We start from the raw sequence: 26061 nt of genomic DNA on the forward strand, positions 1-26061 counted from the left end.
GCGGGTCATGCGGGCTAGCCCTTACCGATCGCGGTCTTGAGCAGATGCAGGCTCTTCGAATAGAGCGAGGTCGCCGCCGCGTAGTCCATCTGGTTGCTGGCGGCCTTCATCATCTCTTCCTCGAGATTGACGGCGTTGCCCGCAGGGCGGGTTTCAAAGCCCGCATTCTTGTTCTGGTCGAACCCGGAGGCCGCACCGGAGGGCGTCATGTGGGAAGCGCTGGTGACGGCCATCCTCAGCGGGCCCATCGAGCCCGTGACCGCCCCGGTCTTGTCGAGTTTCGGCTCGACCAGGTCGCGCGGCCGGAATTTGGGCGTGTCGGAATTGGAGACGTTCTCGGACAGGACGCGCTGGCGTTCCTGGTGCCATTGCATCTTGGTGCGAAGCGCCGACAGCACCGGGAGGTCGTTGATGGACATCGTCGCGGCTCCTTCCGCCTCTTGCGGACCTCGGGGTCCGAAGCTAGGCAGAATTTGCCGCCTGTATGGTTAACAGCTGGTTAAGAGGACCTCGGGCGCATGTCCCCAAGTGAGACACGATATTGCGACCCCGTGATTCTACGCCTCCAAAAGTGGCATTAACCCAACCGTTTGGCGGCGCATGCACGGGCCAAGAAGTCGTTTTGGATCGAGCGATTCATGGGTTATTAAGAGTTGGGGACGGCAAAACTTGCCGTGGGACGTTAAGAGATCGCAGTTTGGGGCATCGTAAGCCGGTGGTCGGCACGTCCGGCCAGGGGTACGAGAACAGCGCCATTTGTCGGGGACAAGTATGCAAGGCAGCCCTATCACCTTCATCGTCGCGTTCATCGTCGTCCTGGCGTTGATCGGCGTCGCTGCATGGCTGGTTCGCCGATTCGCCACCAGCCGGCTCGGCGCCAACACCCAGCGCGGCCGGATGCCGCGCCTTGCCGTGATCGACGCCGCCGCAGTCGACGGCCGGCGCCGCCTGGTGCTGGTCCGGCGCGACAATGTCGAGCATCTTCTGATGATCGGCGGCCCCACCGATATCGTCGTCGAGCCCAACATCGTTCGCGCCGCGCATGGCCGCGATCAGCTGCCGCAGCGCCCGAACGCCGCCGAGCCGCCGCGCCTTGCCCCGATGCCGGATGCCGGCGGCTGGGCCGACGAAGCGCCGCGGCCCGAACTGCTCGATCATCCCGAGCCGCAGATGCCCGAGCCCCCGCCGCGGCCCGCGCGCCCGTCCTTCGCCGAGGAAATGCGCCGGCCCGCGCCCGTGCTGGCTGAACGCCGCGGCGAACCGCCGATGGGTGGCTTTCCGCCCGAGCCGATCGCGCCCCGTCCCGAACGCGAACCGCGGCCCGAGCCGCTGCCGCCGCGCGCCCCGCGCAGCGAGCCGCCGCTGATGCCGCGCCCGCCGCGCGCGAGCGAGCCGCCGAAGATGCCGCCGATGCGCGCCGAGCGCCCCGCTGCGCCGCCGCCTCCTCCGCCCGTGCCGCAGGCTCCGCCCGTGCCGCCGCCGGCGCCTGCCGCTGCGCCCTCGAGCGCCGAGCAGAACCTCGCCGAAATGGCCCAGCGGTTGGAGGCAGCGCTGCGTCGCCCCGCCGGCGAAACGGTCGCGCCTCCCGTCGCGCCGGAGCCGCCTGCCGCGCCCCCGCGGGCGGCACGCAGCGAGCCGGCAGCCCCGCCGGCGAAGCCGGCCGCTGAAAAGACCAGCTTTGAAAATCTCGAAGACGAGATGGCCTCGCTGCTCGGCCGTCCGAAGCCGTCTTCGTGAGGCTGCCGTCCCTCCCGCGTAGAGTTGTTTTCCTTTCTGTCCTGATCGCCGCGGCTTCGCTCGCGATGCCGGCGCATGCGCAGGACATCAGCATCAATCTCGGCGGCGGTGCCGGCGGCGGCGGCGTCACCGAGCGCGCGATCCAGCTCATCGCGCTGCTCACCGTGCTGTCGATCGCGCCGTCGATCCTGATCATGATGACGTCGTTCACGCGCATCGTGGTCGTGCTGTCGCTGCTGCGCACCGCGATGGGCACGGCGACCGCACCGCCGAACTCGGTGATCATCGCGCTCGCGATGTTCCTCACCTTCTTCGTGATGGGACCGGTGCTGCAGAAATCCTACGACGACGGCATCCGCCCGCTCGTCGCCAACCAGATCAGCGTCGAGGACGCGCTGCAGCGCGCCTCCGTGCCGTTGCGCGGCTTCATGCAGAAGAACGTGCGCGAGAAGGACCTCAAGCTGTTCCTGGATCTCTCGCGCGAACCGCCGCCGGCCACCCCCGACGACCTCGCGCTGCGCATTCTCGTGCCCTCCTTCATGATCTCCGAGCTGAAGCGCGCCTTCGAGATCGGCTTCCTGTTGTTCCTCCCGTTCCTGATCATCGACCTCGTCGTCGCCTCGGTGCTGATGTCGATGGGCATGATGATGCTGCCGCCGGCGACGATCTCGCTGCCGTTCAAGCTGATCTTCTTCGTGCTGGTCGACGGCTGGTCGCTGGTGGCGGGGAGCCTGGTGCAGAGTTACGGGGGGTGACGGCGGGCTTCGGAGATCGCACCGCAAGGCGCCCCCTCGCCGCTCTCACTCCATAGCCCCCGCCCCCTCCCCGTCATTGCGAGGAGCCCTAGCGACGAAGCAATCCAGAGTCTTTCCGCGGAGGGATTCCGGATTGCTTCGCTGCGCTCGCAATGACGGAGTGTGGCGCGGCCGCCGTTTCCTACCGCGTCATCTTGATCTGCCGCACGACCGGGATCGTCGGCAGCGAGCCGGTGTGCTCGGCTTCGTCCTTGGCCTGAGGCGAGGTCGGTGCGCGGGCGGAGGCGTCGGGGAAGCGCTGCTTCATCTCGCGCAGGAAGCCGTCGAGCGTGTCGACGCTGGCAGCAAGCTTCGCGATCTCGGCGAATTCGGCGCTGGAGGCCGCGGCCGGCTTGCTGGCGATGTCGAAGGCGAGACGGTCGGCGCTCTCGCTCATCAGCGGCGCGTATTTCTCGCGGAAGCGCGACAGGCCGATCGAGTCGTCGGCCAGCGCATAGCCGACGGCGGCGCGGATGATGTCGCTCTTCTCCACCGTGTTGAGCGGCTTGAAGTCGCGGAAACGCTCGCCGTAATAGAGCTCGATCTGCTCGGCGGACTCGCGCCAGCGCCGTGCCGCCCAGAAGATGTCGGAGCGCAGGCGAAGCACCTCGCGGCCGGAGACGTTGGAGACGATGTCGAGCGCGAGGTCGTGACGGCCGACGTCGCTCTGCGCGCGCGCTTCCAGCAGCAGGCGCTGCTGCCTGAGCTCGCCGGAGAGATCGCTGATGCGGCTCGCGCGCAGCGCCGAGATCGCCATGTCCGGCTTGCGGTTGGCGAGATAGATCATGGCAAGGCGCGCGGCGACCTGGGCACGCGCGGCGCCCTCGAGGCGGTGATCGACCTGATATTGCAGGAGCTCGGCAGCCTGATCGAGCAGATCGATCGAGGCGAGACGGTCGGCGAGCCGGCGGATCAGCTCGTCGCCGCGGCGGCCGATCGGCGTCAGCTCGCGGAATTCGTAGAACATGCCGAGCGCCTCGACCGGCGGCAGCTCGTCGCCCTTCGGCCCCAGGAAAATCTGCGTGAACAGCTCGGAGGCGAGATCCTGCGCCTGACGCGAGGCTTCCGCGTTGGGCTGAAGCCTCGTCGCGGTGCGCGCCGCGGTGAGCGCGTCGCGGTAGCGCCCGTTCTCGGCATACATCCGCGACAGCATCTGCAGCGTCTTGACCTCGATCGAGTCGCCGCGCCAGGTCATCGACAGGGTCTCGAGCTCGCGCAGCGCGTCTTCCTTGCCGATCTCGTCGCGCTTCTGCCGCAGTGCGACCTCGAGCTGCTTGGCCTCGGCCGCGGCCGGCCGATCGGCCGAGGCGACCGCCAATTTGTAGTCGTCGAGCGCGTCCCTGTCGTGGCCGAGCGCCTCGGCGAGCCGGCCGCGCAGCACGGCGAAGCCGGGCGCAGCCTCCGGCGAGATGCCGACCACTTCGAGCTCGCTGCGGCGCTTGGAGGCGCCGGCATAGTCCTTCACCTCGAGCGAGGCGCGCATCGCGTCCATCGTCACGATGCGCTGGATGTCGAGCGGCAGCGAGGCGATGGCGAATTCGACGTTCTTGAATTTCTCGCGCGCGTCCGCCCATTTGCCCTGGCGCGCGTAGGCGAGCGCCTTCCAGAGCTGGGAATCGTGGCTGTTGCCGATCACGGGATTGGCGAGGTCCTTCAGGCCCTGCGCCGGCCGGCCGATCAGGATGCTGGCGATCGCATGCATGATCAGCGCGCCGCTCTCCTCCTTGTTGAGCGGATCGCTCAACATCAGTTCGGTGACGGCCTTGGCTTCGTGATACATCGCACGCGACATGTAGAACTGCGCCAGATCGAGCCGCGGCAGCGAGCGAAGTGCCGGTTCGACGTTGGAGATGGCCGTGATCAGATCACTCTGACGCGCCATGAAGTTTTCCGACTGGCCCTTGCGCCAGCCTTCGGGGCTGAAGACCGGGCGCACCGCGGTCGGCGCCCGCTCGGCCGAGATGTCGACCGGCGACAGCGTCAGTCCGCCCTTCTTGCCGAGGATCACCTTGTCCAGGCCGACCTCGACGCCGACCTCGTCGGAGTTCGGCCGGATCGCGATGCCGTGCGCGGATTCCAGCAGCGAGAGATCGACGAGGTCCTGCCGCTTGATGAAGCCGCGCACCGGCCGCTGCGCGGTGACGACATAGAGCGTGTCGCCGGCATCGGGATCGGTGAGCTTGTGCAGCTGGCCCGGATTGGCGAAGGGGATCGCGATGTTGGCGAGCGCGGGGTCGGTGATGTTGCGCGACATCATCAGCGGCAGCGGCGTCGTCTGGATCTTGTCGGCCAGCGTGAGCAGCCAGTTGGTTTCCTTGCCGACCTCCTCGCTCGCCAGCGAGTAGACCAGCGGGCGGGTGAGACGGATGCGCACCGCCTGGCCCTTGTCGAGCGGGATGCGGCCGACCTCGCCGATCATCGCGCCGCCCCTGGTGCGGATCGCCTCGAGGTCGATCGGCTTCGGCGTATCGAACACCAGCCACACCGTATCGCCGCGGCGGAACGCCGCCGCGGGCGTCGTAACCTGGATCGGGAAAGTCACGCGCAAGCCGTCGCTGTCGCGGCGCGCATCGACGCTGGCGATGGTCGGCTGCGGCGCAGGCTTGGTGGCTTCCTTGGCGGTTTCCTTGGCAGCTTCTTTAGGAGCTTCCTTGACCGGCTCCTTCGCGGCCTCCTCGGCGGGCCTGGACGGCGCGGCCGCGGCTTCGACAGCGGGAAGCACCGGCTTCGCAGCTTCCTTCGCGACGTCCTTGGGAGCTTCCTTGGCCGCTTCCGCAGCGTGCGCGGCCTCGGCTGCGGGGGCCGGGGCCGGCTTCGGCGCCTCAGTGGGCGGCATCGCCGCGGGCGCCTCCGGCTTCACCTCGGGCTTGGCGTCGGGCTTCACCTCGATCTTGGCTTCGCGCGCGATCGTCTCGGACGTCGGCGGCACGATCTCGCGATGGGCGTCTTTCGGCTTCTCGGCCGCGGGCTTCTCGGGCGCCGGCGCCAGTCCGTGACCTCCGGGCTTCATCTGCGCGATCGCCGCCTCGGGCGTCGCGGCGGCCTTGCCCCGGTCGGGCTGGAAGGAGACGTCGACGACGTAGTTCTTCTCGTCGCGGAACGAGTGCACGTCGGAGTCGCCGATCAGCGCGATCTCGACATTGGTCTGGTCGATGTCGGCCTTCTGTTTGATCGAGGCGACGTTGGGCGGCGCGGCGACGACCGCGTCCGCCAGATCGAAATTGAGGTTGGCGTTGAAGGCGAGCGTGAGCTTCTGCTCGTTCAGCACCGAGGACACGCCGACGCCGTCGGGCATCTCGAACACGAAGCGCACGAAGGTCGGCTGCACCGAGGCACGCACGCGGATCTGCGGACGCTTCTTGCTCTCGGCCGCGGCGCGCTGAGCGCGCAGCGCGCGCTCGGCGATGCGCGCGCGCTCGGCGAGCTCCTTGACGACGTCCATGGGCAAGCTCGGCGCCGGCCCCTTCCAGCCCTCGGGCAGGAGGTCGACGAAGGTGCGCTCGCCGGCGTTCATGGTGTTGACGGTGACGCGCCGCGCCAGCGACAGGCGGATGGCGGTGCCGTCGGGATCGCGGCGCGCGGAGTTGACGTAATCGGGCGCGCCTTCCGGCACGCGGTCGACGGGCACGTCGACGGGCCGGTCGAAGCGGATGATGAGGATGGAGCCCGCGGTCGTCACCTCGGAGGGAACGTCCTCGCCGAGCTTGATGACGAGGCGGGCAAAGCCGCCGCCGGCCGAAAAAGTCGCCTCGCCCCTGACGGGATCAGCCGCCCGGCTGGGTGCACCGAGGCCGATCAGCAGGCAGACCGCCAGCGCGCCCGCCGCGCGGACATGACGCGACAGCCCCGGCGCCAGAGCGCGGGCTCGCGACCACAATCCATCGGCAGCCTCTAGCGCCATTGGCGGCATGTCTTCCGTTTCGACGGCTCTACGCCGGCACTGGTACCGGCCCCTGCCCTCGACTTTAAGGTTTTGCCAATTAAGGACTTCTTAAGTATGAGCCCTCAATTCGGCTTTTGCGTCGGCTTGCCGTCGATCTTGGGCAGATCGCCGGCCGAGGCCGACTGATCGCCGCCGCCATTGGCACGGCGGGCCATCTCGACGGTCAGCTTCTCGGCGGCTTCCGGCGACATCAGCCCCATGATGTCCGACATCTTTCGCGGCGCGATCGCCGAGGCGATCTCGATCAGCACGCCCATTTCGAGCCGGTCGAACACCCGTGCGGCGTCCTTGGGCTTCATGCCCTCGTACATGGTCACGAGGCCCTTCATGCGCTGGGCTTCGGCGGCCTTCTGCTCGGCCTGCGTGGCGGAGATGCGGGTTTCCACCGCCTTCATCTCCTCGACCTTGCCTTCGATGCGCTTCTCGGCCGATTTGAGCAGGCTTTCGCGAATGTCGATCTCGCGCTGGCGCGCCTCGATCTCCTGGCGGCGCGCCTGCAACCGCTCGAGGATCGCGCGCTCGGAGGCCGAGACCTGCGGCTGGCCTTCCTCGATCTTGACGGGTGTGCCGCCCTCGGGCTTGCTCTCGGGCGCGGCCGGCTTCGGCGCCTCCTTCGGCGCGCCGTGGGTCGAGCCGGTGATGATCTCCGGTTCCTCGCGGCCAGTCGGGAAATTCAGATTCTCCTGCGCCCAGGATTTCTTGGTCTGGTTCGGCTTGTAGTCGAAGACATAGCCGCCATTGATCACGAGGCCCGCCACCTTCAGCGTGGCGAGGCCGGCGACGGCAACCAGGACGACCGGAATGACGCGGATGTTACGGAAGGATTTCATATCCTCACTTCACGCGGCAAGGCCGTTGGATCGTCGGCGCTCGGAGAAGGCTTCGGCCGCCGCCGCGACCGCCTTCGCCGTCGACGGCTTCGGCGCCGTCGCGGAAACTGTCTCCGGATTGGTGACGGGGCGCGCGGCGATCGCGATCTTGGACAGGCGCCGCACCACGTTGTCGGCTTCGCCGAGCTGCTTGTAGAGCTGGTCCGACATCTGCGTCGCCGCGGCGAGCTGGCTGCCGAGATTCTCGTTGACGTCGCGCACGGCGAGCTTCAGCCCGCCGATCGCGCGTTCCGCGATCTCGGTTGCGGTGATCAGCTCGCCGATCACCGCCTTCAGCGAATGCTCGTCCGCCTTCAGCCGCGTCAGGCGCTTGTTGAGCATGACGCAGTAGACGATCGTCAGCATCAGCAGGATAGCCACCAGCGTCTCGATCGCCATTCCCAGGGAGTGGTTCATGGGGCCTCCATCATCTTGTTCTGCTCGTCCACCTTCTCGAACATCGCAAGTGTCGTACTTGGCTTGCGCAAGGGTTTCGTCACGCGGATCGCGACGCGGTCGCCGACCCGGCCCATCCGCCCCTCGGTCAGCGTGACGTCGCCGCAGCGCACGGTGACGTTGGCATCCGCGCGCATGTCCAGCGGCAGCGTGTCGCCGACCTTGAGCCGCATCAGCTGCTTGAGCGGGATGTCGGCCTCGTAGAGCACGGCATCGACGGCGATCTCGGCCTGCACGATTTCGGTGGCGAAATGGCCTTCCCAGACCGGATCGCGGCCGAACTTTTCGCCCATGAACATCTGGAGCAGGACGCCCCGGATCGGCTCGATGGTCGCATAAGGCAGCAGGAGTTCGATGTTGCCGCCGCGGTCTTCCATGTCGATGCGCAGGCGCACCAGGATCGCGGCATTGGCGGGACGGCTGATCGCGGCGAAACGCGGATTGGTCTCGAGCCGGTCGATCGTGAAGGTGACCGGCGACAGCGGCCGGAACGCCTGCTCGGCATCGGCCAGCACCACCTCGACCAGCCGCTTGACCAGCTCGGTCTCGATCGTGGTGTAGGGCCGGCCCTCGATGCGGAGCTGGCTGGTGCCGCGGCGGCCGCCGAGCAGCACGTCGATCATCGAATAGATCAGGTTGGAATCGACCGTCGCCATGCCGAAGTTTTCCCACTCCTCGGCCTTGAAGACGGTGAGGACGGCAGGCAGCGGGATCGAGTTCATGTAGTCGCCGAAACGCACCGAGGTGATGCGGTCGAGCGAGACTTCGACGTTGTCGGAGGTGAAATTGCGCAAGGACGTCGTCATCAGCCGCACCAGGCGGTCGAAGACGATTTCGAGCATCGGCAGACGCTCGTAGGAGACCATCGCCGAATCGATGATCGCGCGGATGCCGGAATGGTCGTCCAGCGTGACGTCGCCGACGGTGAAGCCGAGGAGATTGTCGATCTCCTCCTGCGACAGCACCCGCTCGCCGGAATTCTTGCCGCTGCCGAGATCGCGGCTGCCGTCCTCGACCATGGCCGCCCATTGCAGCGCCATGGTCTCTGATAGTTCGTTTTCGGCAGCGGCCTTGGCGGCCTCCGCGGGATCCTCGGAATCGAGCGACGCCTCCCATTGGGCGGCAATCGCATCCTGGTCCATTTGCTCGTTGCCGGCCATGACGCTAGCCCGTGCCCTTCCGCAGCGTCTTCACTGGATCACGACTTCCTTGAACAGCACCGCGCTGACCTGGATCGGGGCGACCGCCGCGTTGACGCGCTTGGTCAGCTCCTCCTTGAGGCGGAAGATGCCGGCGGAACCGTTGAGGTCGGAGGGGCGCAGCTCGCGCACATAGGTCTGGAAGATGTCGGTGACGCGCGGCATCGTCGGCTTGATCGCCTCGACCTGCTTTTCTTCCTTCAGCTCCAGCACGATCTTCAGCCGCAGATATTGCACGCGCTCGCCCGGCGCGCCGGCGAGGTTGACCATCATGTCGGGGACGTCGACGAAGGCCGGCGGCTTCGGCGGCGGCGCGACCTCGGCATGGTGCTCGTCGTCGCCGTGACGGAAGAAGAAGAACCAGGTCGCAGCACCACCGCCGAGGATGGCGAGCAGGCCGATGGCCATGATGATGAGCTTCAGCTTGTTCTTCGGCGGAGCGGCTTCCGCGCCCTCGGCGGCTGCGCCGCCTTCTGCTTCATTCTCTGCCATGGTCGCCGCGCCCGGATCTCTCAAAGGGGTCGAAAGAGCGAAGCCTCAAGACAGTGACGCGATACAAATGCCCCGGCGCAATGCGCTCCTCTTCATGGCAAACGCTACGGTAATAATGGTTAACGGAATCTTTCGATTGGGCCTCAGCTAGGAAAAATCTGCCGGGCAAACATGGCTAACAGAACCTTTCTGCCGCCCTCCCGCACCCTCAAGAAATCGACAATCCATTGAAATATATAATTTTTTCAGGTTGGCACGGCTTTCGCTGAGAGAGGGCCGAGGCCGAACGGTTTGGGAGAACCCGACAGTCTCGTTCACGGGGTCCGCCAAGGCGCTTGGGAGAGCGAAATGGCAGGTCCCACTCAGGGGAGATCATCCGATGCAGAACGCGCTTCTGATCGGCTTGTCACGGCAGATGACGTTGGAGCGGCAGATGGATGTCATCGCCAACAACGTCGCCAATGCCAACACCAACGGCTTCAAGGCCGATCATTCGCTGTTCGAGGAGTACCTCAACTCGAACGCGCGTGAGGACAATTTCATCGGCGCGGACCGCCGGGTCTCCTATGTGCAGGACCGCGGCACCTACCGCGACATCGGCCAGGGGCCGATGGAGCCGACCAAGAATCCGCTCGACATGGCGATCAGCGGCAACGCCTATTTCGCGGTGCAGGCCAATGGCGGCGAGCTCTTCACCCGCGACGGCAAATTCTCGCTCAACTCGACCGGCCAGCTCGTCACCTCGGACGGCAATCTGGTGCTCGGCACCGGCGGCCCGATCACCTTCCAGCCGACCGACCACGACATCAACGTCGCGCCCGACGGCACCATCACGGTGCTCGAAGGCACCGCCAAGACCGACTCGATCCGCGGCAAGATCCGCATGGCCTCGTTCGACGATCCGACCAAGCTGACCAAGCTCGGCGCCAACCTCTACAGCGCCGGCTCCGCGACCCAGCAGGCCGACACCAAGTCCACCGTGCAGCAGGGCTATATCGAGAAGTCGAACGTGAATTCGGTCGGCGAGATGACCCGCATGGTCGAGGTCATGCGCAGCTACACCGCCATCGCCAATCTGCTCCAGCAGCAGAGCGACCTCCACAAATCGGCGATCGAGAAGCTCGCCGACGTTCCGGCCTGATTAGGAGAGAACTGACATGCAGGCGCTTCACACCGCAGCGACCGGAATGGCGGCACAGGAACTCAACGTTCAGGTGATCTCCAACAACATCGCGAACCTCCGCACCACCGGCTTCAAGAAGCAGACGGCGGCGTTCCAGGACCTGATCTACGAGCACGTGCGCCGCGTCGGCGCGCAGGCCTCGGACCAGGGCACCATCCTGCCCGTCGGCGTCGACATCGGCGGCGGCGTCAAGACCGTCGGCACGCCGCGCAGCATGACGCAGGGCACCCTGTCGCAGACCGGCAACGATCTCGACCTTGCGATGTCCGGCGAAGGCTTCTTCAAGATCCTGATGCCCGACGGCACCTATCAGTACACCCGCGACGGCACCTTCCAGATGGACAATCAGGGCCGCGTCGTCACCGCCCAGGGCAACCCGGTGCAGCCGACGATCACGATTCCGAACAACGCCTCCGGCATCACCGTGAGCGAGCAGGGCCAGGTCTCGGTGACGCTGCCGGGCTCGTCGACCTCCTCGATCGTCGGCCAGATCGGCGTGACCCGCTTCATCAACAAGGCGGGCCTGCAGCCGGTCGGCAGCAACCAGTTCACCGAGACCCCCTCGTCCGGCCCGCCGCAGGACGGCACCGCGAACTCCGAGGGCTACGGCAAGATCACCCAGGGCAGCCTCGAGCAGGCCAATGTCGACGTCGTCTCGGAGATGAGCGACCTGATCGCCGCCCAGCGCGCCTACGAGATGAACGCCAAGGTGATCAGCGCCGCCGACCAGATGATGCAATCGACCACGGCGCTGTTCCGCTGAGGTGATGACGATGATCCGCACCGCCCTCGCCACGATCTCCGCCCTTGTCGCGCTGGCCTTGCCGGCAGCGGCGGCGGACGACTTCATCGCCTCGCCGACGCTGCGCGCGAGCGTCACCGTGACCTCGGACGTGGTGCGGGTCGGCGATCTCATCGACAATGCCGGATCGGCCGCGCTGATCCCGGTCTACCGCTCGCCCGATCTCGGCACCACCGGCACGCTGACGACCGCGCAGGTGCTGTCGGTGCTCCGCGCCAAGCAGGTGATCGGGGTGATGACCGGCGACATCAAGGAGGTCCAGGTCACCCGCCTCGCCCGCACGCTGGCGAACAAGGATCTCGAAAACGCCGTCGCTTCGGCGCTCGAGCGCCGCTTCGGCCTCGGGGATGCCGCCAACATCACCGTCACCTTCGACCGCGGCGTGGCCGAGATGCGGCTCGACGCCTCCAACACCGGCGCGCTGCAGCCGGTCGCAACCCGCTACGACGCGCGCAGCGGCCGTTTCGACATCGCTTTCGAGATTGCCAACGACAACAATCCGAGCCCGACCAAGCTGCGCTTCTCCGGCACCGCGATCGAGACGGTGGAAGTGGCCGTGCTGACGCGCGACATCGACCGCGCCGATCTGCTGAAGGCCTCCGACGTCGCACTGGAGCGCCGGCCCAAGGCCGAGGTCACCGGCGAGCCCGCCTCGCGCGAGCGCAGCGTCGGCATGCAGCTGCGCCGGCCGATGCGGGCGGGCACGCCGCTTCGTGCCGCCGACATCGTCAAGCCCGACTTCGTCGTGCGCGACCAGGCCGTGACCGTCATCTTCCAGGCGCCCGGCCTCTACCTCACCACGCGCGGCAAGGCGATCGAGAGCGGCGCCGAGGGCGACACCGTCAGCGTGCTCAATCTGCAATCCAAGCGCACGCTGACCGGCGTCGTCACCGGCCGCGGCCAGGTGACGATCCAGGGCGCGAGCCAGTCCGCACCGATGGCGCCCGCGGTCGAGCAGACCTCCTCGCTCAAGCGCGACGAGGCGCCCGCCCCCGTCGACACCGCAGCTCTCCTCCGCAGCCTGGTGCAGGCCCCCGCCTCGCCGGCCCAGATCGCAGAAGCCCAGATCCCGCAAGCTCGCGTCTCGCAAGCTCAAGCCAAGTAAGAGTTCGTCATGTCCGCTTTCAGTTCGGCTTACCGTCTTCGTCGCATCGCGATCTCCGCACTTCTGCTGGCAGCTAGCGCGCTGGGCGGCTGCTCATCGATCGACCGCCTGTCGCAGATCGGCGAGCAACCGAAGCTGTCGGCGATCGACAATCCGACGACGCAGCCCGGCTACAAGCCGGTGCAGATGCCGATGCCGAAGCCGGAAGTGGCCTCCTACAATCCGAACTCGCTGTGGCGCAACGGCAGCCGCGCCTTCTTCAAGGACCAGCGCGCCCGCCAGGTCGGCGACCTCCTGACCGTGACCGTGAACATCACGGACAAGGCCAACATCGCCAACGAGACCCAGCGCAGCCGCACCAATTCGGAAGATTCCGGCATCACCGACTTCATCGGCGCCAAGACCCTCGGCGCGCAGGCGCAGAAGGTGCTGCCCGGCCGCATCCTCACGGCCGACTCCTCCGCCTCCAGCGACGGCAAGGGCTCGGTCAACCGCACCGAAGCCTTGCAGACCAACGTCGCCGCGGTCGTCACTCAGGTGCTGCCGAACGGCAACCTCGTGGTCGAGGGCAAGCAGGAGATCCGCGTCAACTACGAGATCCGCGAGCTCGTGGTCGCCGGCATCGTCCGCCCCGAAGACATCCAGAGCGACAACACCATCGATTCCACCAAGATCGCGCAGGCCCGCATCGCTTATGGCGGCCGCGGCCAGATCATGGACGTGCAGCAGCCGCGCTACGGCCAACAAGTGATGGACGTGCTGCTGCCCTTCTAAGAATCTCCCGAGCTCCCACATCGTGTTCGCGAACCTAGGCGCGAACGACGATGTACGACGCGGCCCTCGCTAGCTCCCCTGGCGAGGGCCGCATGTATTTTGGGCGATGGTCGGCTCATGCAGCGAGTGAGGGCCGCGCAATTGCAGCAACGCAGCTGCCGCAAGCTCCGTCATTGCGAGCGAAGCGAAGCAATCCAGAATTCCTCGCGAAACAACTCTGGATTGCTTGGCCGCGAAGCTCCTCAATGCCGGCGGAGAGAGCGCCTGCTCCTCACGCCGCGCTGGCCACGGCGCGGATCTCCAGATGCACGCCCGTCTCCGTCTGCAGCGCGTGGATTACCGCCATCAGGTTCTCAGCCGTTGGATTGCCGCGCGGTCCGAACATCCGCATCAGGCTTTTCGGCGGGCGGTCCAGCACTTCGCTCAAGCGCTCGAAACCGATGGTGGCATTGATGTAGGTCCGCAGCGCGGTGCGGCCATAGTCGACGTCTCCCTGCAGCAAGCCCTGCATGGCCTCCTGAAACAGCGCCTCGCGAAAGGCGGGATCGCGCTGGGCCCGCGCGCGAATGGTCTCTTGAAAACTGTGGGTCAACGGCATCCGCCTATCCCTCATTGCGCTTGCGCGCCTTGTAATCGCGCCACCGGCGAAGCGCGACGCTGATATCAGCCTGCTGGCTCTGCTTGTGCGCGTCAGCGGTGCGGCGCAGAGCCGGGACCCAGAAAGCCACACCCCACGGTCCAGCATGGGCCCCGGCTCTGCAGCGCACCGCTCGCTGGACGATGCTTCGCATCGCCAGGGGAGCGCTGCGCTGCGTCCGGGGCACGAGACCGCGCATGGATCACGTAAACTCCGCCTCCACCACGCCGAGCCCGTCCAGCTCCATCCGCACCTTGTCGCCGGCCTTCAGCCACAGCGTCTTGACCAGGCTGCCGGTGAGAACGAGCTGCCCCGCATGCAGTCCCTTGCCGTCCGCGGCGAGATGATTGGCGAGCCAGGCGAGCGCGTTGTGGGGATGACCGAGCACGTCGGCGCCGGTGCCGTGGCTGACCTCCTCGCCGTTGAGAATCGCGCGGCCCTTGATCGCCTTCAGATCCGGCACCGACGAGCGCGGCACGGACGGTCCCAGCACGCAGCCGGCGGCGAAGAAATCGTCCGCGATCAGCGTCGGCGCGCCCATCGTCTCCCACTTCACGTAGCGGTCGTCGACGATCTCGATGGCGGGATGGTAGGACTCGACCGCCTCACCGACCCACTCGGCCGTGAACGGCGCCTCGCCGGCGGCGAGATCCCGCTTCAGCCGCACCGCGATCTCGCATTCGACACCGACGCGGACATATTTGGAGGTGGCGAGCTTCGCGCCGCTCTCGTGCACGCCCTTCTGGAACACGCCGCCGCCGCAGGGGTGCGGAATGCCGATGTACTCCTGCATCACCTGGCTGGTGCAGCCGATCTTGTAGCCGACCAGCGGGCCGACATGCGGCAGCAGCAGATCGTGCAGCGCACGCTGGACTTGGTACCCTTCGGCCTCGTCGGCCGGAGGAACCTCGAGCGCGGCAAGTGGCGCATGGTTGCGCCGCGCCAGCGCGATCGCCTTTGCGGCTTCGAGAATTTTGTCCATCGGCGCCGCCTCCCACGCTACGCGATCATGCGCGGCAGTGGAGCATCCCCGCCCCGGCCTGACAAGCGCGGGCGGCGCGTGACCTCACGCCTTGACCAGGCCAAGCCGGATCAGGCTCTCGGCCGTCGCCAGGATCGCTTCATCATTGGAGCGCGCCTCCCAGCCCAGCAGCGATCGCGCCTTGGCGCTGGTGGAATGCCTGACCTTGCCGAGCATCGGCACCACGGCGCGCAGCAGCGGAATCCGATGTGCGGCGAGCCTCACCAGCCAGTCCGGGGCCTGCAATCGCGGAACCCGGCGCGCCCGCGGGCCCAGTTCCCGCCGCAGCACCCTGGCGATGTCGAGGATCGACAGCGCTTCGCCGGAGACGGCGATGAAGCGCTCGCCCCTGGCTTCCGGTGCGGTCATCGCCCGCAGATGCAGGTCGGCAACGTCGCGCACATCGACCACGCCGAAATAGACGCGCGGCACCGCCGGCATGGCGCCGTCGAGCAGCGATTTGACGATCTCGATCGAGCCGGAGAAGTCCGGCCCCAGCACGGGACCGAAAATGCCGGCGGGATTGACCACCGACAGCTCCAGCCCGCCGCCCTCGCCCGCGACGAAATCCCAGGCCGCCCGCTCGGCCAGCGTCTTGGACTTGATATAGGGCTGCACGTCGGCACCGCCGAGGTTGGTCCAGTCGGTCTCGTCGAACGGTTTTTCACGCGGCTTGTGGCCATAGCCGATCGCACCCAGCGACGAGGTGATCACGACGCGCCTGACGCCGGCCTCGCGCGCGGCACGCAGCACCCGGAGCGTGCCGTCCCGGGCCGGGATGATCATCTCGTTCTCGTCCTTGGGAACGCTGGTGGAGAGCGGCGAGGCGACGTGGAGCACGTAGTCGCAGCCCGCGACGGCCTCACGCCACCCCTCATCCCGGACGAGGTCGGCGGTGAAGAAGGACAGGCGCTCGGGCGAAGCCGCCCCGCCCTCGCGCAGCATGGCCAGCACGTCGGCCTGCCGCTCCGGCCGGCGCACCGTCGTCCGCACCGTGTGGCCGGCGGCCAGAAGTTGCAGGACGACATGGATGCCGACGAAGCCCGACCCGCCGGTGACCAGAACAGTGCTCATTGCCAAATTCCCCTCGTTGCACGGGCCGGCGAATTGGTTCCGCCACCCTGCTCAAGGCGGCATCTGGTCACTATCTTCGGGGGAGCAAGTAGAATGGATTTCGAGACCGGTATGGAAAACCTGACCAGTGCCTGCGAAGCCGACTGCGATTGCAGCCCCGACCCTGCCCTGCTCGCCGACTTCAAGCGGGCCATCCATGCCCTCGGCGGCAAGTGGAAGCTGGAGATCCTGTTCGCGCTGATGAACGGCGCGGTACGTTTCGGCGCGTTGCGACGCTCGATCGGCGGCATCACCCAGCACATGCTGACCACGCAATTGCGCGAGCTCGAGCAGGACGGGCTGGTGTCGCGCACCGTCGTCGCTTCGAGGCCGTTGCAGGTCGAATACGAGCTGACGGATGCGGCCTACGGCCTGCTACCGGCGTTTAAGGAAATATTGAGCTGGTCCAGGCTTTATGGGAATGCGCGCCTCATGGCGTCGCAGCAGGCTTGATTGCAGCGATGTATGAAGCTGCTGGATCAGCCTCTCAGCATCCGAGCCGATCTCGTTGATGCGACTCGCAAAATCTCCCGCACCTGAAGTGAAGGCTGTTTCTCATCCGAACTCACGTGAGCTCGGAGGAATCGAGTCTAGCCCATTGATCATGATTCACTTTTGGCGCTCGCGCTCGCGCGTTGGGACGCGCGGCGGCAGGCGACAGGCAAAATGCTGATCGCGGCGCGAAACGGCGCCTCGCGTCCAAAAACAAAGAGCCGCATCGCTGCGGCTCGGGCTTTATTCGTCGCGATAGACCTTCTCGCGTTTCTCGTGGCGCTCCTGCGCTTCCACCGAGAGCGTCGCGATGGGCCGGGCTTCGAGCCGCTTCAGAGAGATCGGCTCGCCGGTGTCCTCGCAATAGCCGTAGGTGTTGTCCTCGATGCGCTGGAGCGCGGCGTCGATCTTGGCGATCAACTTGCGCTGGCGGTCGCGGGCGCGGAGTTCGATGGCGCGGTCGGTTTCGGACGATGCCCGATCGGCAATATCGGGGTGGTTCACGTTCTCCTCCTGCAGGGCTTGCAGGGTGAGCTTGGACTCTTTGAGGATCTCATCCTTCCAGGCGAGGAGCTTCAAACGGAAGTACTCCTTCTGCCGGTCGTTCATGAAAGGCTCTTTTTCGGTCGGTCGGTAGTTTTTCAACTTTTCCAAGGGAGGCCTATCTGTCTAAGCAACGACTCGCAACGGAAACAGGGTCCGTTGAACCGGGCCTTATATAGTGGCCTCCTGTGACAGACAATATTTCCCTCACCGTCCGGCTGGCGCCCCCAAGCCCTTGCACAGGAAGGTTTATCCGGAAGGGATCGGGGGCGGCCGAAGGCCTAGTAGCCGACCGTGAAGCGCTGCCTCGGATGGGCGGGGCGTTCGATCTCATCGGCGAGCGCAATGGCGTAGTCGGCGAAGGTGATCCAGCTCTTGCCGTTCGCATCTGCGAGAAGCTGATCGGTCCCGCGGCGGAACTTGCCGGTGCGTTCCCCCTCGACGAACAGCGCGGACGGCGAAATGAAGGTCCAGTTCAGCTCCTTCTCGTGCCTCAACAGGTCGAGGAAGGCAGAGCCCGCCTCGGCTTCCGCCTTGTACTGGGCCGGAAAATTGGGAGTCGTGACCAGCTTCACGCCCGGCGCGACCTCGAGGCTGCCGGCGCCGCCGACGACGAGGTAACGGCCAACCTTGGCGTCCTTCGCCGCACCGATCAGCTTGCGGGCGTCACTGGCCAGGAAGTGCACGGAACTCACGGCGACGTCGTGGCCGGACCACAGCTTGGCAAGGCCGGCCTGGTCGAGCACGTCGCCCTTGGTCGGCGTGACGTTCGGCAGGACCGCGATCTTCTCAGGGTTCCGGGCGATGGCGGTGACCGCGTGGCCGCGGCGGGCCAGTTCCTTGGTGATCTCCGACCCCGCCCGGCCCGAGGCGCCGGCAACTGCGATTTTCATGGAAGGCTTCCTTTGCTTCTTAGGTAACTATCAGAAACTAGATATCGCAAAGAATGCTGGTGTTAAGAGAGCACTTTGTGCTTACCTGATTACACAAGGGTAACCCCCATGCGCATCGCAAGCGACGAAAATGGAGTCCGAGGCTCGACCATGAAACCCGACGTCTATGCGGCGAACTGCCCCACCCGCCAGATCCTCGACCGCGTCGGCGACAAATGGGCGGTGCTGATCCTGTTGCTGCTGCGCGAGCAGCCGATGCGCTTCAATCAGCTGCGCCGCACGATCGAAGGCATTTCTCAGAAGATGCTGAGCCAGGTTCTCAAATCGCTCGAACGTGACGGCCTGATCAGACGCCATGCCATCGCGACCGTGCCCGTGACGGTGGAGTATTCGATCACGCAACTCGGGCTGACGCTCGCCGGCGCGGTCGATCCCTTACGCGATTGGGCCGAGCAGAATCTGAAAGACGTTCTCGCCGCCCAGCGCCGCTACGACGCGCAGCAGAAGGAGGAAGCGGCGTAGGCCGCTGCGAAGACAGGCTTATGGGAGTCCCGTCATCCTGAGGTGCGAGTGGTGCGATGCAAAGCATCGCGCCGGGAGCCTCGAAGGATGTACGGCCAGGATGAAGCAGGCCGGGCTCGTCGCCCTTCGAGGCTTTTCATACGGCGCATGCGCCGCATGAAAAGCGCCTCAGGGTGACGGATTTAGCAGCTACCCCTGCCCGGCCTTGGCGAGTTCGACCTCGACGCGCAGCTCGATCTCGGAGAGCACCGCATCGAGACCCGGATCGCCCGAGGACGATTTCAGGTTCGCCGCAGCGTCCCGCAGCCGCAACACGGTCGACTTGTCGAGATTGCCGGACAACAGACCCATCTTGAGATCGTCGAGCACGTCGAGCGCAGTCCTGCCGCGAGCGACCGAGCGCCTGCGCCGCTCGATCGGATCCTCTTCGACGCCTTGCAGGGCAAGCAGCCCGTCGATGTTGGCGGCGGCCTTCGGCGCCGCAGCGCTCCGTGTCTCCTGCGCCGACGACGTGTCGGGCAGCACGAAGGTGCCGGAGCCGGTTCGCCTGGCCTGGCTGGCCGGCGTTCCAAGCGTGGTGCCGTTCGGTCCGTAGATGCGCATCGGAAAGAATCCGGGTGATCGATGCCGTCACCTTCGCTGTCTTATGGTTAACGGGGCGTAAACAGCCCGGCAAAATCTGCCGATAGGCGGCAGTTTCGCTCCTCAGGGCGAACGCCGGCTGACGCCAGTCGAAACAGATTTATTCAACCTATTCAGCGACCTACCCCTGTCACCCCGGGTTGGCACAGCCCTCGCAAGGACAGCGCCGGACCAGCTCGACATGGGAGTGTTGAGATTGGTCCGAGATTTGAGGAGCCTTTTGAGGATCCTTGGGGAGCAGAGGATGCCAAGCGTTCGTTGGGTGAGGATTGTCGGGGTGGCCTGCGCGGCGCTGTCAGCGCTGGCGCTGTCGGTCGCGTCCGCAAGCGCGACCTCGCGCATCAAGGACCTCGCCAACATCGAAGGCGTGCGGCAGAACCAGCTCATCGGCTACGGCCTCGTCGTCGGCCTCAACGGTACCGGCGACACGCTCAACAACATCCCCTTCACCAAGCAGTCGCTGCAGGCGATGCTCGAGCGCATGGGCGTCAACATCCGCGGCGCCACCATCCGCACCGGCAACGTCGCCGCCGTGATGGTGACCGGCAATCTGCCGGCCTTCGCCACCCAGGGCACACGCATGGACGTCACGGTGTCCGCGCTCGGCGATGCCAAGAACCTCCAGGGCGGCACCCTGCTCGTCACCCCCCTGTTAGGCGCCGACGGCAATGTCTACGCCGTGGCGCAGGGCTCGCTCGCGATCTCCGGCTTCCAGGCCGAGGGCGAAGCGGCCAAGATCGTGCGCGGCGTTCCGACCGTCGGACGCATCGCCAACGGCGCCATCATCGAGCGCGAGATCGAGTTCGCGCTCAACCGCCTGCCGAACGTTCGCCTGGCGCTGCGCAATGCCGACTTCACCACCGCCAAGCGGATCGCGGCGGCCATCAACGACTATCTCGGCGTCAAGACCGCCGAGCCGATCGATCCCTCCACGGTGCAGCTGTCGGTCCCTCCGGAGTTCAAGGGCAACGTCGTCGCCTTTCTCACCGAGATCGAGCAGCTCCAGGTCGACCCGGATCTCGCCGCCAAGATCATCATCGACGAACGCAGCGGCATCATCGTGATGGGCCGCGACGTCCGCGTCGCCACCGTCGCGGTCGCGCAGGGCAACCTCACGGTCACGATTTCCGAGAGCCCGCAGGTGAGCCAGCCCAATCCGCTGTCGCGGGGCCGCACCGTGGTTGCGCCGCGCAGCAGCGTTACCGTCACCGAGGACGGCAAGAAGCTGGCCGTCGTCAAGGACGGCGTCTCGCTCCAGCAGCTCGTCGACGGACTCAACGGCCTCGGCATCGGCCCGCGCGACATGATCAGCATCCTCCAGGCGATCAAGGCCGCCGGCGCGATCGAAGCCGACATCGAGGTGATGTGATGCAGACCAACGCGATCAACACCCCGCGCCTCTCCAACTCCTCGGCCTTCTCGGTCGAGAGCCGCAACGGCCGGCCCGATTTCGACCTCGCGGCCGCGCTGCAAAAGGTCTCGCCGCAACAGCAGGCCAAGGCGCAGAAGACAGCCACCGATTTCGAGGCGATGTTCCTCAACAGCATGTTCTCGCAGATGACCTCGGGCCTGAAGGGCGAAGGCCCGTTCGGCGACACGCCGGGCACCGGCGTGTGGCGTTCGATGCTGACCGAGCAATATTCCAAGAACTTCGCCAATGCCGGCGGCGTCGGCGTGGCCCGTGACGTCTATCGTACCCTGATCATCCAGCAGGCGAAGACCACTCTTCGTACGGCATAAGGTCCAACGAGATGAACCAGTTCAACGCCTCACGTCAGCCGATGCAGGCCCAGCGCCCGGCCACTGCGCCCGGCAGCACCGAGGCGCGCAAGCTCGCCGAAGACCTGATGGATGCGATGAACGCGCTGCTCGGACTGATCGAGCGCGAGACCGAGCTCGTTCGCGCCGGCAAGGTCCGCGAGGCGATGACGTTCGAGAGCAAGAAGCAGGAGCTGTCGCGCAACTACGTCGCTGCCGTCAGCCAGTTGAAGGCCAACCAGCCTCAGCTCGCGAAGTCCGCGCCGGAGCTGCTCTCGACGCTGCACCGCCACCACGACGCGTTCCGCGCGATGCTCCAGGTCAATCTCACCGTGCTCGCGACCGCACACGCGGTCTCCGAAAGCGTCGTGCGCGGCGTCAATGCCGAGATCCAGAAGCGCAACGTGCCGAACACCTATACGGCCGCGGGGCGCCGCGCGGCTCCAGGCCCGCGCCACATCACGCCGCTCGCGGTCAGCCGCTCGCTCTGAGCGCACGCGAAAACAAGCAACAATTTTACGAAAAACCGCGCGGCGATATCGTCGCGCGGTTAGGCACGTTTCCTTACCGGGTCTTCAGTCCTGGTGTTCCATGGTTGCGTATTGAGAGGGGTTGGGATTTGACTCACGTGAGGCAACCAGGAGGCTGCCATGAGTACAGATTTCAGCATCAGGCCGGTGGGGATCCCGGCCCCCGTGCAGATCGCAGCGACGTCAAACGCGGCGGCGAACGAGGCTGTGCAGACTGATCTTCCGGTGAGCCAGACGGTCGCCGCGGCGGATACGAGCGCGCCTGTGCGCAACGATCTGCCGAGCCACGAGAACATCTCGCGCCAGGTCGTGTTCGACCAGGCGTCGGCATCCATGGTCTTCCAGGTCGTCAACGACAAGACCGAAGCGGTGGTCAACCAGTTCCCTGACGAAGCGATGCTGCGCCGGCGGGCCTATTTCCATGCCCTGGACATGAAGTCCGAGCCTTCGCGCCCGCTCAACACGGACGTCAGCGCCTGACGATCACGCGATCGATGGCGACGCTCTGCGTTTGACCGGCACCGGTCAGCGCGAAATTCGCATTTCCGAAGGACAATTGGTCTGGGATGCTCGTGATGCAGCGATCACCCGAGTCGCCGTCACGGCCGCCCGGACAGACCGGCAGCGATGTTGCGGTTGATTTCGATCAGCGGACGGAAGTGATCGAACTGCGGGCTCATCTGCAGCGCGGCGGTCTGGCTCAGCACGAACACGCTGATGTTGGCGATCTTCTGCCGGACGTCGATCGGCTGCGGATTGTTGTCGCGCATCGCCTCGCTCAGGAAGATGGTCCAGAGCTTGCGGTTGAACATCAGGGCCTGCATGGTCTGCTCGCTGAGCGGATCGGCGTTGTTCACCGCATCCTGGAGCTTGTTCGCGGCCTTCAGCAGAGTCTGCGCCTCGATGTCGCGAGGAGATGCGGTGGTCGTTGCAACACGCGCATAAGCCGAGGCAGCGGAATTCGACATCAATCACACCCTGGAGGTTACCTAGCGCGTTGTACGCGCTTAAGGATTTCTTTCCCGACCCTAGGCAGCACCGCTTAAGATTTGCTTACGTGTTGTGCTTGGAAGCACTCCGGATAATTACGGGTCACGGAGCTCTTCGTCAGCGCAACGCTAGATCCACGCACGCACGATGTAAACTCGCTTGCCGTGATGCGCACCGATCTCAGCTAATCTTGTCTTAGCGATCTCCCTCAAAAGAAAGGCGGGGCGTTAGCCCCGCCGCGAAATCTCGAATGGCGACCTTGGCTCTCTCTAAATTAGCGGAGCAGCTGCAGCACGCTCTGCTGCGACTGGTTCGCCAGCGACAGCGCGGACACCGCGATCGACTGGCGGGTCGACAGCGCCTGGCTGTTCGCCGCCTCTTCGTTGGTGTCGGCGAGGGTCAGGTTGGACGAGCCGGTCTGCAGCACGTTGATCAGGTTCTTGGAGAAGTCCTGACGCACCTGCACGATCGAGAGGTTCGAGCCGAGCGCGGAGCCCTCCGAGCGCAGCGTGCTCGAAGCCGCATTGAGGCTGGCCAGCACCTTGTTGGTGGCGCCGTTGTCGATGAAGTCGACGCCGTTGACGAGATTGCTGAGGCCGAGTCCGGCCGCGTTGAACACCACGCCGTTGATGCTGAGCGTCGAGCTGCCGGTTTCGTTGAAGACGAGCTTCAGCGTGTCACCGTTGAGCAGGTTGACGCCGTTGAAGGAGGAATCCTGCGAGGTCGTGTCGATCTGCGCCAGGATGTTGTTGAACTGGTTGACCAGGTTGGAGCGCGCGGTCTGTGCCACGGGATCCTGCACCGGCGGCTGCGCGGTGGTGAAGGCCAGGACACCGGTGATGGTGCCGCCGACGACGCCGCCCGCGGTCGCCGACCCTAGCGTCGAGGAGGCGTATTCGTTGACGGTGGTGACCGTCAGCACGCCGTTGGCGTCGATCGTCGCAGTGAGGTGGTTGGCCTGAAGCTGCGCGTTGAGCTGGTCGAGCGTCTTGACCGTACCGTTGGTGCCGTCGCCGAAGGTGACGTTGACCGGCGTGCCGCCGTTGAAGGAGGTGAAGGTCAGCGTCTTGCCGCTGATGCCACCGACGCCCGAGGTGCGCGCCGCGGTGAAGGCGGTCGCAGTTCCCGTGTTGCCGCTGAGGCCGAACGCGCTCAGCGCGTTGCCGGTGCCGGTGATCGAGAGATCGGCGTTGACGCCGGTGGAGATCGCAAGCTGACCGCTGCTGTTGACCGACGACGGGATCTGGCCCGACGTGGTCTGCAGCGTCGCCGCACCATTGAAGATGCTGGCGGTCTTCACGCCGGTGGCGAGGTCGATCGAGTTGAGCAGGTCGGTCAGCGTCGCGCTCTGCAGATAGACCGTCGAGTTGCCGTTGCCGTCGGTGACGACATTGCCGCTGACGCCATAGCCGGTGGCGACACTCGCGGCCGATTGTGGCGTCTGCGCGTTCTTGAAGGTGATGGTGTGGCCGTCGATGTTCAGCGTCGAGCCGTCCTGCACGAGAGTGCCGAGCGAGCCGGCGGTGGTCGACCGGTTCGCGCTCACGGACGCATTGCCTGCGCCGGTCGCCGCGGTCAGACCGAGCTTGTTGAGGAAGTCGGCCTTGCCCGTCAGGCTCAGATCGGCGCCGGTCGAGCTCTTCAGCGTGATCTGGCCGCCGCCCGAGATCGAAGATGCCGTCTGGAGCGTGCCGACCGGACCGGCCGCGCCGCTGATGGCGATAGTCGCCGCGCTGGCGCTGATGGTTGCAGTCTTGACGCCGCTGGCGAGGTCGATCGCGGTGAGGACGTCGTTGATGGTCGCTCCGGGCGCGGTCGGCGTTCCCTCGTAGACGATCGAATTGCCGTTGCCGTCGGTGGCGATGTGGCCGCTGGCGTCGAGACCCCAGCCGGTCGGCTGCGTGCTCGGTGCGACGCCGGTGCGGAAGGTGATGCTCTTGCCGTTCACCGTGATGGTGTCGCCGTCCGCGGGCGCGGCGCCGAAGGTCGTGGATGCGGTGGTGCCGACCAGCGTGGCGGTGCCGCTGAGCACGGTGGTGCCGTCGGCCGCGGTCGCCGCAAATCCGACCAACGTGCCGGCGCTCGAGCCCAGCGAGGCGCCAAGCGCGGCAGTTCCCGTGACCGGGGTGACGCCGCCGGCCGCGCCGGTATAGAGCACGTTGCTTTTCGCGGTTGCGCTCGCATAGGAGGTCGTGCCGCGCAGGTCGGCGGGCGTCGCCCCGGGAATGGTGGTGGAGACGTTCGACTTGGTGGAGTAGCCGACCGTGGTCTGCAGCGCCTGGTTGGCGATCGACTTGGCACTGTCGATCAGCTTCTGCAGCGAGGTGATGCCGGTGTTGGCGGCCTGCAGCACCTGGACACCGTTGTTGATGCCGTCGAGCAGGTTGCTGATGTCGCTCGCCCGGTTGTCCAGCCCCTGGGCGGTGAAGAAGTTGGTGGGATTGTCGAGCGCCGTGTTGACCTTCTTGCCGGTCGACAGCCGCTCCTGCGTCGTGGCCAGCAAGTCGGCCGTCGACTGCAGCGACAACAGGTTCTGGCGAACGGACGCCGAGAGAACGATGTTGGACATTGGCGAGTCTTCCTCTTGAACCGGATACGAATCGGCCGCGCGGTCTGCAAAGCGGGCTTTTGTCCAGTCTTAGGGGGTCTCCTTTAAAGTATGGTTAACGCCGGTTTAAGGGATAGGGTTAATGGCCGGTGAAGGCCCCTGCCCGTGTCCGGACGCAAAAAAGACCGGCGGGACAAATGGCCCCGCCGGTCAATTTTATCCAGTTATTTCAGTCGCTTATTACCTGAGTAACTGGAGCACGCTCTGCTGCGAGGTGTTGGCCAGCGACAGCGCGGAGACCGCGATGGACTGGCGGGTCGACAGCGCCTGGCTGTTGGCCGCCTCGACGTTGGTGTCGGCCAGGGTGAGGTTGGACGAGCCGGTCTGCAGCACGTTGATCAGGTTCTTGTTGAAGTCCTGACGGATCTGCACGACCGAGAGGTTCGAGCCGAGGCTCGAGGCTTCCGAGCGCAGCGTGCTCGATGCCGAGTTCAGGTTGGTCAGCACCCGGTTGGCGGCGGCGTTGTCGATGAAGTCGACGCCGACGGTCAGCGAGGCAAGGCCCAGACCCTTCGAGTTGTAGGTCACGCCGGTGATGTTCAGGCTCGACTTGCCGGTCTCGTCGAACACCAGCTTGAGCTGATCGCCGTTCAAGAGGTTCACACCGTTGAACGAGGAGTCCTGCGAGGTGGTGTCGATCTGGTTCAGGATGTTGTTGTACTGAGATACCAGATTGGCACGCGCCGTCTGGGCAACGCCGTCCTGGACGGGGTTGGAAGCCGTCGAGAACGTGAGCGCCGAGGTGAGCGTCCCGCCGATCGCGCCGCCCGCCGCCGTCGACCCGAGCGTCGAGGACGCATAGTCGTTGGACGCGATGATGGTCAGCAGGCCGTTGGCGTCGATCGTCGCCGACAGGTTGTTGGCCTGGAGCTTCGCGTTGAGCTGATCGAGCGTTTTGACAGTGCCGTTGGTGCCGTCGCCGAAGGTGACGTCGACCGCCGTACCGCCGTTGAAGGAG

General features: G+C 65.9%; 27 protein-coding genes. 12 read left to right on the forward strand and 15 right to left on the reverse strand.

Features of this window, described 5'->3' with window-relative positions:
• Window positions 1-14 precede the first annotated feature (14 nt).
• The gene (gene flgB, locus TSA1_RS18010) at window positions 15-419 is read right to left on the reverse strand and encodes a flagellar basal body rod protein FlgB (RefSeq protein ID WP_100177529.1); all 405 of its coding nucleotides are present in this window, start codon (window positions 417-419) and stop codon (window positions 15-17) included.
• Between the two features lie 352 nt (window positions 420-771).
• On the opposite strand from flgB, the gene TSA1_RS18015 reads away from it, so the two are divergent.
• Both TSA1_RS18015 and fliP read left to right on the forward strand, forming a co-directional pair.
• Complete coding sequence (locus TSA1_RS18015) at window positions 772-1737, forward strand: flagellar biosynthetic protein FliO (protein WP_100177530.1); 966 nt, start codon at window positions 772-774, stop codon at window positions 1735-1737.
• Window positions 1734-2492, forward strand: coding sequence for a flagellar type III secretion system pore protein FliP (gene fliP, locus TSA1_RS18020; RefSeq protein WP_100177531.1), 759 nt, complete (start codon window positions 1734-1736; stop codon window positions 2490-2492). Before TSA1_RS18015 ends, fliP begins: the two co-directional genes overlap by 4 nt.
• Window positions 2493-2673: 181 nt before the next feature.
• Here the strand turns inward: fliP and TSA1_RS18025 are convergent, their stop codons facing one another.
• The 5 genes from TSA1_RS18025 to fliL form a co-directional block, all read right to left on the reverse strand.
• On the reverse strand, window positions 2674-6432 hold the full coding sequence (locus tag TSA1_RS18025; protein ID WP_174718956.1) for a tetratricopeptide repeat protein: 3759 nt from the start codon (window positions 6430-6432) through the stop codon (window positions 2674-2676).
• Between the two features lie 104 nt (window positions 6433-6536).
• Complete coding sequence (locus TSA1_RS18030) at window positions 6537-7304, reverse strand: MotE family protein (RefSeq protein WP_100177533.1); 768 nt, start codon at window positions 7302-7304, stop codon at window positions 6537-6539.
• A gap of 9 nt (window positions 7305-7313) precedes the next feature.
• Window positions 7314-7760, reverse strand: a complete 447-nt coding sequence (locus tag TSA1_RS18035; protein WP_100177534.1) for a DUF6468 domain-containing protein — start codon at window positions 7758-7760, stop codon at window positions 7314-7316.
• Complete coding sequence (gene fliM, locus TSA1_RS18040) at window positions 7757-8959, reverse strand: flagellar motor switch protein FliM (RefSeq protein ID WP_018321852.1); 1203 nt, start codon at window positions 8957-8959, stop codon at window positions 7757-7759. Before fliM ends, TSA1_RS18035 begins: the two co-directional genes overlap by 4 nt.
• A gap of 30 nt (window positions 8960-8989) precedes the next feature.
• Window positions 8990-9490 (reverse strand): flagellar basal body-associated protein FliL, encoded by a 501-nt coding sequence (gene fliL, locus TSA1_RS18045; RefSeq protein ID WP_100177535.1) that lies wholly within the window; start codon window positions 9488-9490, stop codon window positions 8990-8992.
• A 379-nt stretch (window positions 9491-9869) separates the two neighbouring features.
• On the opposite strand from fliL, the gene flgF reads away from it, so the two are divergent.
• From flgF to flgH, 4 genes are read left to right on the forward strand one after another with little or no spacing between them, the layout of a single operon-like run.
• Window positions 9870-10631 carry a flagellar basal-body rod protein FlgF gene (gene flgF, locus TSA1_RS18050; protein ID WP_100177536.1) on the forward strand — a complete coding sequence of 254 codons (762 nt, stop codon included), beginning with the start codon at window positions 9870-9872 and terminating at the stop codon, window positions 10629-10631.
• Between the two features lie 16 nt (window positions 10632-10647).
• Window positions 10648-11436: a flagellar basal-body rod protein FlgG gene (flgG, locus tag TSA1_RS18055; RefSeq protein ID WP_100177537.1), complete on the forward strand. Its 789-nt coding sequence runs from the start codon at window positions 10648-10650 to the stop codon at window positions 11434-11436.
• Between the two features lie 10 nt (window positions 11437-11446).
• On the forward strand, window positions 11447-12580 hold the full coding sequence (gene flgA / locus TSA1_RS18060; protein WP_174718957.1) for a flagellar basal body P-ring formation chaperone FlgA: 1134 nt from the start codon (window positions 11447-11449) through the stop codon (window positions 12578-12580).
• A 9-nt stretch (window positions 12581-12589) separates the two neighbouring features.
• Window positions 12590-13354: a flagellar basal body L-ring protein FlgH gene (gene flgH / locus TSA1_RS18065; protein WP_097658010.1), complete on the forward strand. Its 765-nt coding sequence runs from the start codon at window positions 12590-12592 to the stop codon at window positions 13352-13354.
• A gap of 271 nt (window positions 13355-13625) precedes the next feature.
• Here flgH and TSA1_RS18070 read toward each other — a convergent pair whose 3' ends face one another.
• The 3 genes from TSA1_RS18070 to TSA1_RS18080 all read right to left on the reverse strand — a co-directional run bounded on the left by TSA1_RS18070 (window position 13626) and on the right by TSA1_RS18080 (window position 16086).
• Entirely contained in the window at window positions 13626-13952 is a 327-nt protein-coding gene (locus TSA1_RS18070) for a helix-turn-helix domain-containing transcriptional regulator (protein ID WP_100177539.1), read from the reverse strand.
• 241 nt (window positions 13953-14193) lie between these two features.
• Window positions 14194-14973, reverse strand: a complete 780-nt coding sequence (locus tag TSA1_RS18075) for a 2-keto-4-pentenoate hydratase (RefSeq protein WP_100177540.1) — start codon at window positions 14971-14973, stop codon at window positions 14194-14196.
• An 84-nt stretch (window positions 14974-15057) separates the two neighbouring features.
• Window positions 15058-16086, reverse strand: a complete 1029-nt coding sequence (locus TSA1_RS18080; protein ID WP_100177541.1) for an SDR family oxidoreductase — start codon at window positions 16084-16086, stop codon at window positions 15058-15060.
• Window positions 16087-16179: 93 nt separating this feature from the next.
• Between TSA1_RS18080 and TSA1_RS18085 the strand changes: the two genes are divergently transcribed.
• Window positions 16180-16578 carry a winged helix-turn-helix transcriptional regulator gene (locus TSA1_RS18085; RefSeq protein ID WP_174718958.1) on the forward strand — a complete coding sequence of 133 codons (399 nt, stop codon included), beginning with the start codon at window positions 16180-16182 and terminating at the stop codon, window positions 16576-16578.
• Between the two features lie 282 nt (window positions 16579-16860).
• Here TSA1_RS18085 and dksA read toward each other — a convergent pair whose 3' ends face one another.
• On the reverse strand, window positions 16861-17226 hold the full coding sequence (gene dksA, locus TSA1_RS18090; RefSeq protein ID WP_100177542.1) for an RNA polymerase-binding protein DksA: 366 nt from the start codon (window positions 17224-17226) through the stop codon (window positions 16861-16863).
• 215 nt (window positions 17227-17441) lie between these two features.
• Window positions 17442-18053, reverse strand: coding sequence for an NAD(P)-dependent oxidoreductase (locus TSA1_RS18095; RefSeq protein WP_100177543.1), 612 nt, complete (start codon window positions 18051-18053; stop codon window positions 17442-17444).
• Between the two features lie 150 nt (window positions 18054-18203).
• On the opposite strand from TSA1_RS18095, the gene TSA1_RS18100 reads away from it, so the two are divergent.
• On the forward strand, window positions 18204-18575 hold the full coding sequence (locus TSA1_RS18100) for a winged helix-turn-helix transcriptional regulator (protein ID WP_100181193.1): 372 nt from the start codon (window positions 18204-18206) through the stop codon (window positions 18573-18575).
• A gap of 189 nt (window positions 18576-18764) precedes the next feature.
• Here TSA1_RS18100 and TSA1_RS18105 read toward each other — a convergent pair whose 3' ends face one another.
• Window positions 18765-19178: a flagellar assembly protein FliX gene (locus tag TSA1_RS18105; protein WP_100177544.1), complete on the reverse strand. Its 414-nt coding sequence runs from the start codon at window positions 19176-19178 to the stop codon at window positions 18765-18767.
• 283 nt (window positions 19179-19461) lie between these two features.
• On the opposite strand from TSA1_RS18105, the gene TSA1_RS18110 reads away from it, so the two are divergent.
• From TSA1_RS18110 to TSA1_RS18125, 4 genes are all read left to right on the forward strand, one after another.
• A complete protein-coding gene (locus tag TSA1_RS18110; protein ID WP_174718960.1) occupies window positions 19462-20586 on the forward strand; it encodes a flagellar basal body P-ring protein FlgI in 1125 nt (374 codons plus the stop codon).
• On the forward strand, window positions 20586-20957 hold the full coding sequence (gene flgJ / locus TSA1_RS18115; protein ID WP_174718961.1) for a flagellar assembly peptidoglycan hydrolase FlgJ: 372 nt from the start codon (window positions 20586-20588) through the stop codon (window positions 20955-20957). The genes TSA1_RS18110 and flgJ overlap by 1 nt, the downstream gene beginning before the upstream one ends.
• Before the next feature lie 11 nt (window positions 20958-20968).
• Complete coding sequence (locus tag TSA1_RS18120; protein WP_100177547.1) at window positions 20969-21466, forward strand: hypothetical protein; 498 nt, start codon at window positions 20969-20971, stop codon at window positions 21464-21466.
• A 159-nt stretch (window positions 21467-21625) separates the two neighbouring features.
• On the forward strand, window positions 21626-21985 hold the full coding sequence (locus tag TSA1_RS18125) for a hypothetical protein (RefSeq protein ID WP_100177548.1): 360 nt from the start codon (window positions 21626-21628) through the stop codon (window positions 21983-21985).
• Between the two features lie 119 nt (window positions 21986-22104).
• Here TSA1_RS18125 and flaF read toward each other — a convergent pair whose 3' ends face one another.
• The 3 genes from flaF to TSA1_RS18140 all read right to left on the reverse strand — a co-directional run.
• The gene (flaF, locus tag TSA1_RS18130; protein ID WP_008554779.1) at window positions 22105-22473 is read right to left on the reverse strand and encodes a flagellar biosynthesis regulator FlaF; all 369 of its coding nucleotides are present in this window, start codon (window positions 22471-22473) and stop codon (window positions 22105-22107) included.
• A gap of 296 nt (window positions 22474-22769) precedes the next feature.
• Window positions 22770-25064, reverse strand: coding sequence for a DUF1522 domain-containing protein (locus tag TSA1_RS18135; protein WP_100177549.1), 2295 nt, complete (start codon window positions 25062-25064; stop codon window positions 22770-22772).
• Window positions 25065-25283: 219 nt separating this feature from the next.
• Window positions 25284-26061, reverse strand: a 778-nt coding sequence (locus TSA1_RS18140; protein WP_283814369.1) for a flagellin, incomplete at its 5' end; no start/stop codon positions are given.

This window comes from Bradyrhizobium nitroreducens (assembly GCF_002776695.1).
GTDB classification, from domain to species: Bacteria; Pseudomonadota; Alphaproteobacteria; order Rhizobiales; family Xanthobacteraceae; genus Bradyrhizobium; species Bradyrhizobium nitroreducens.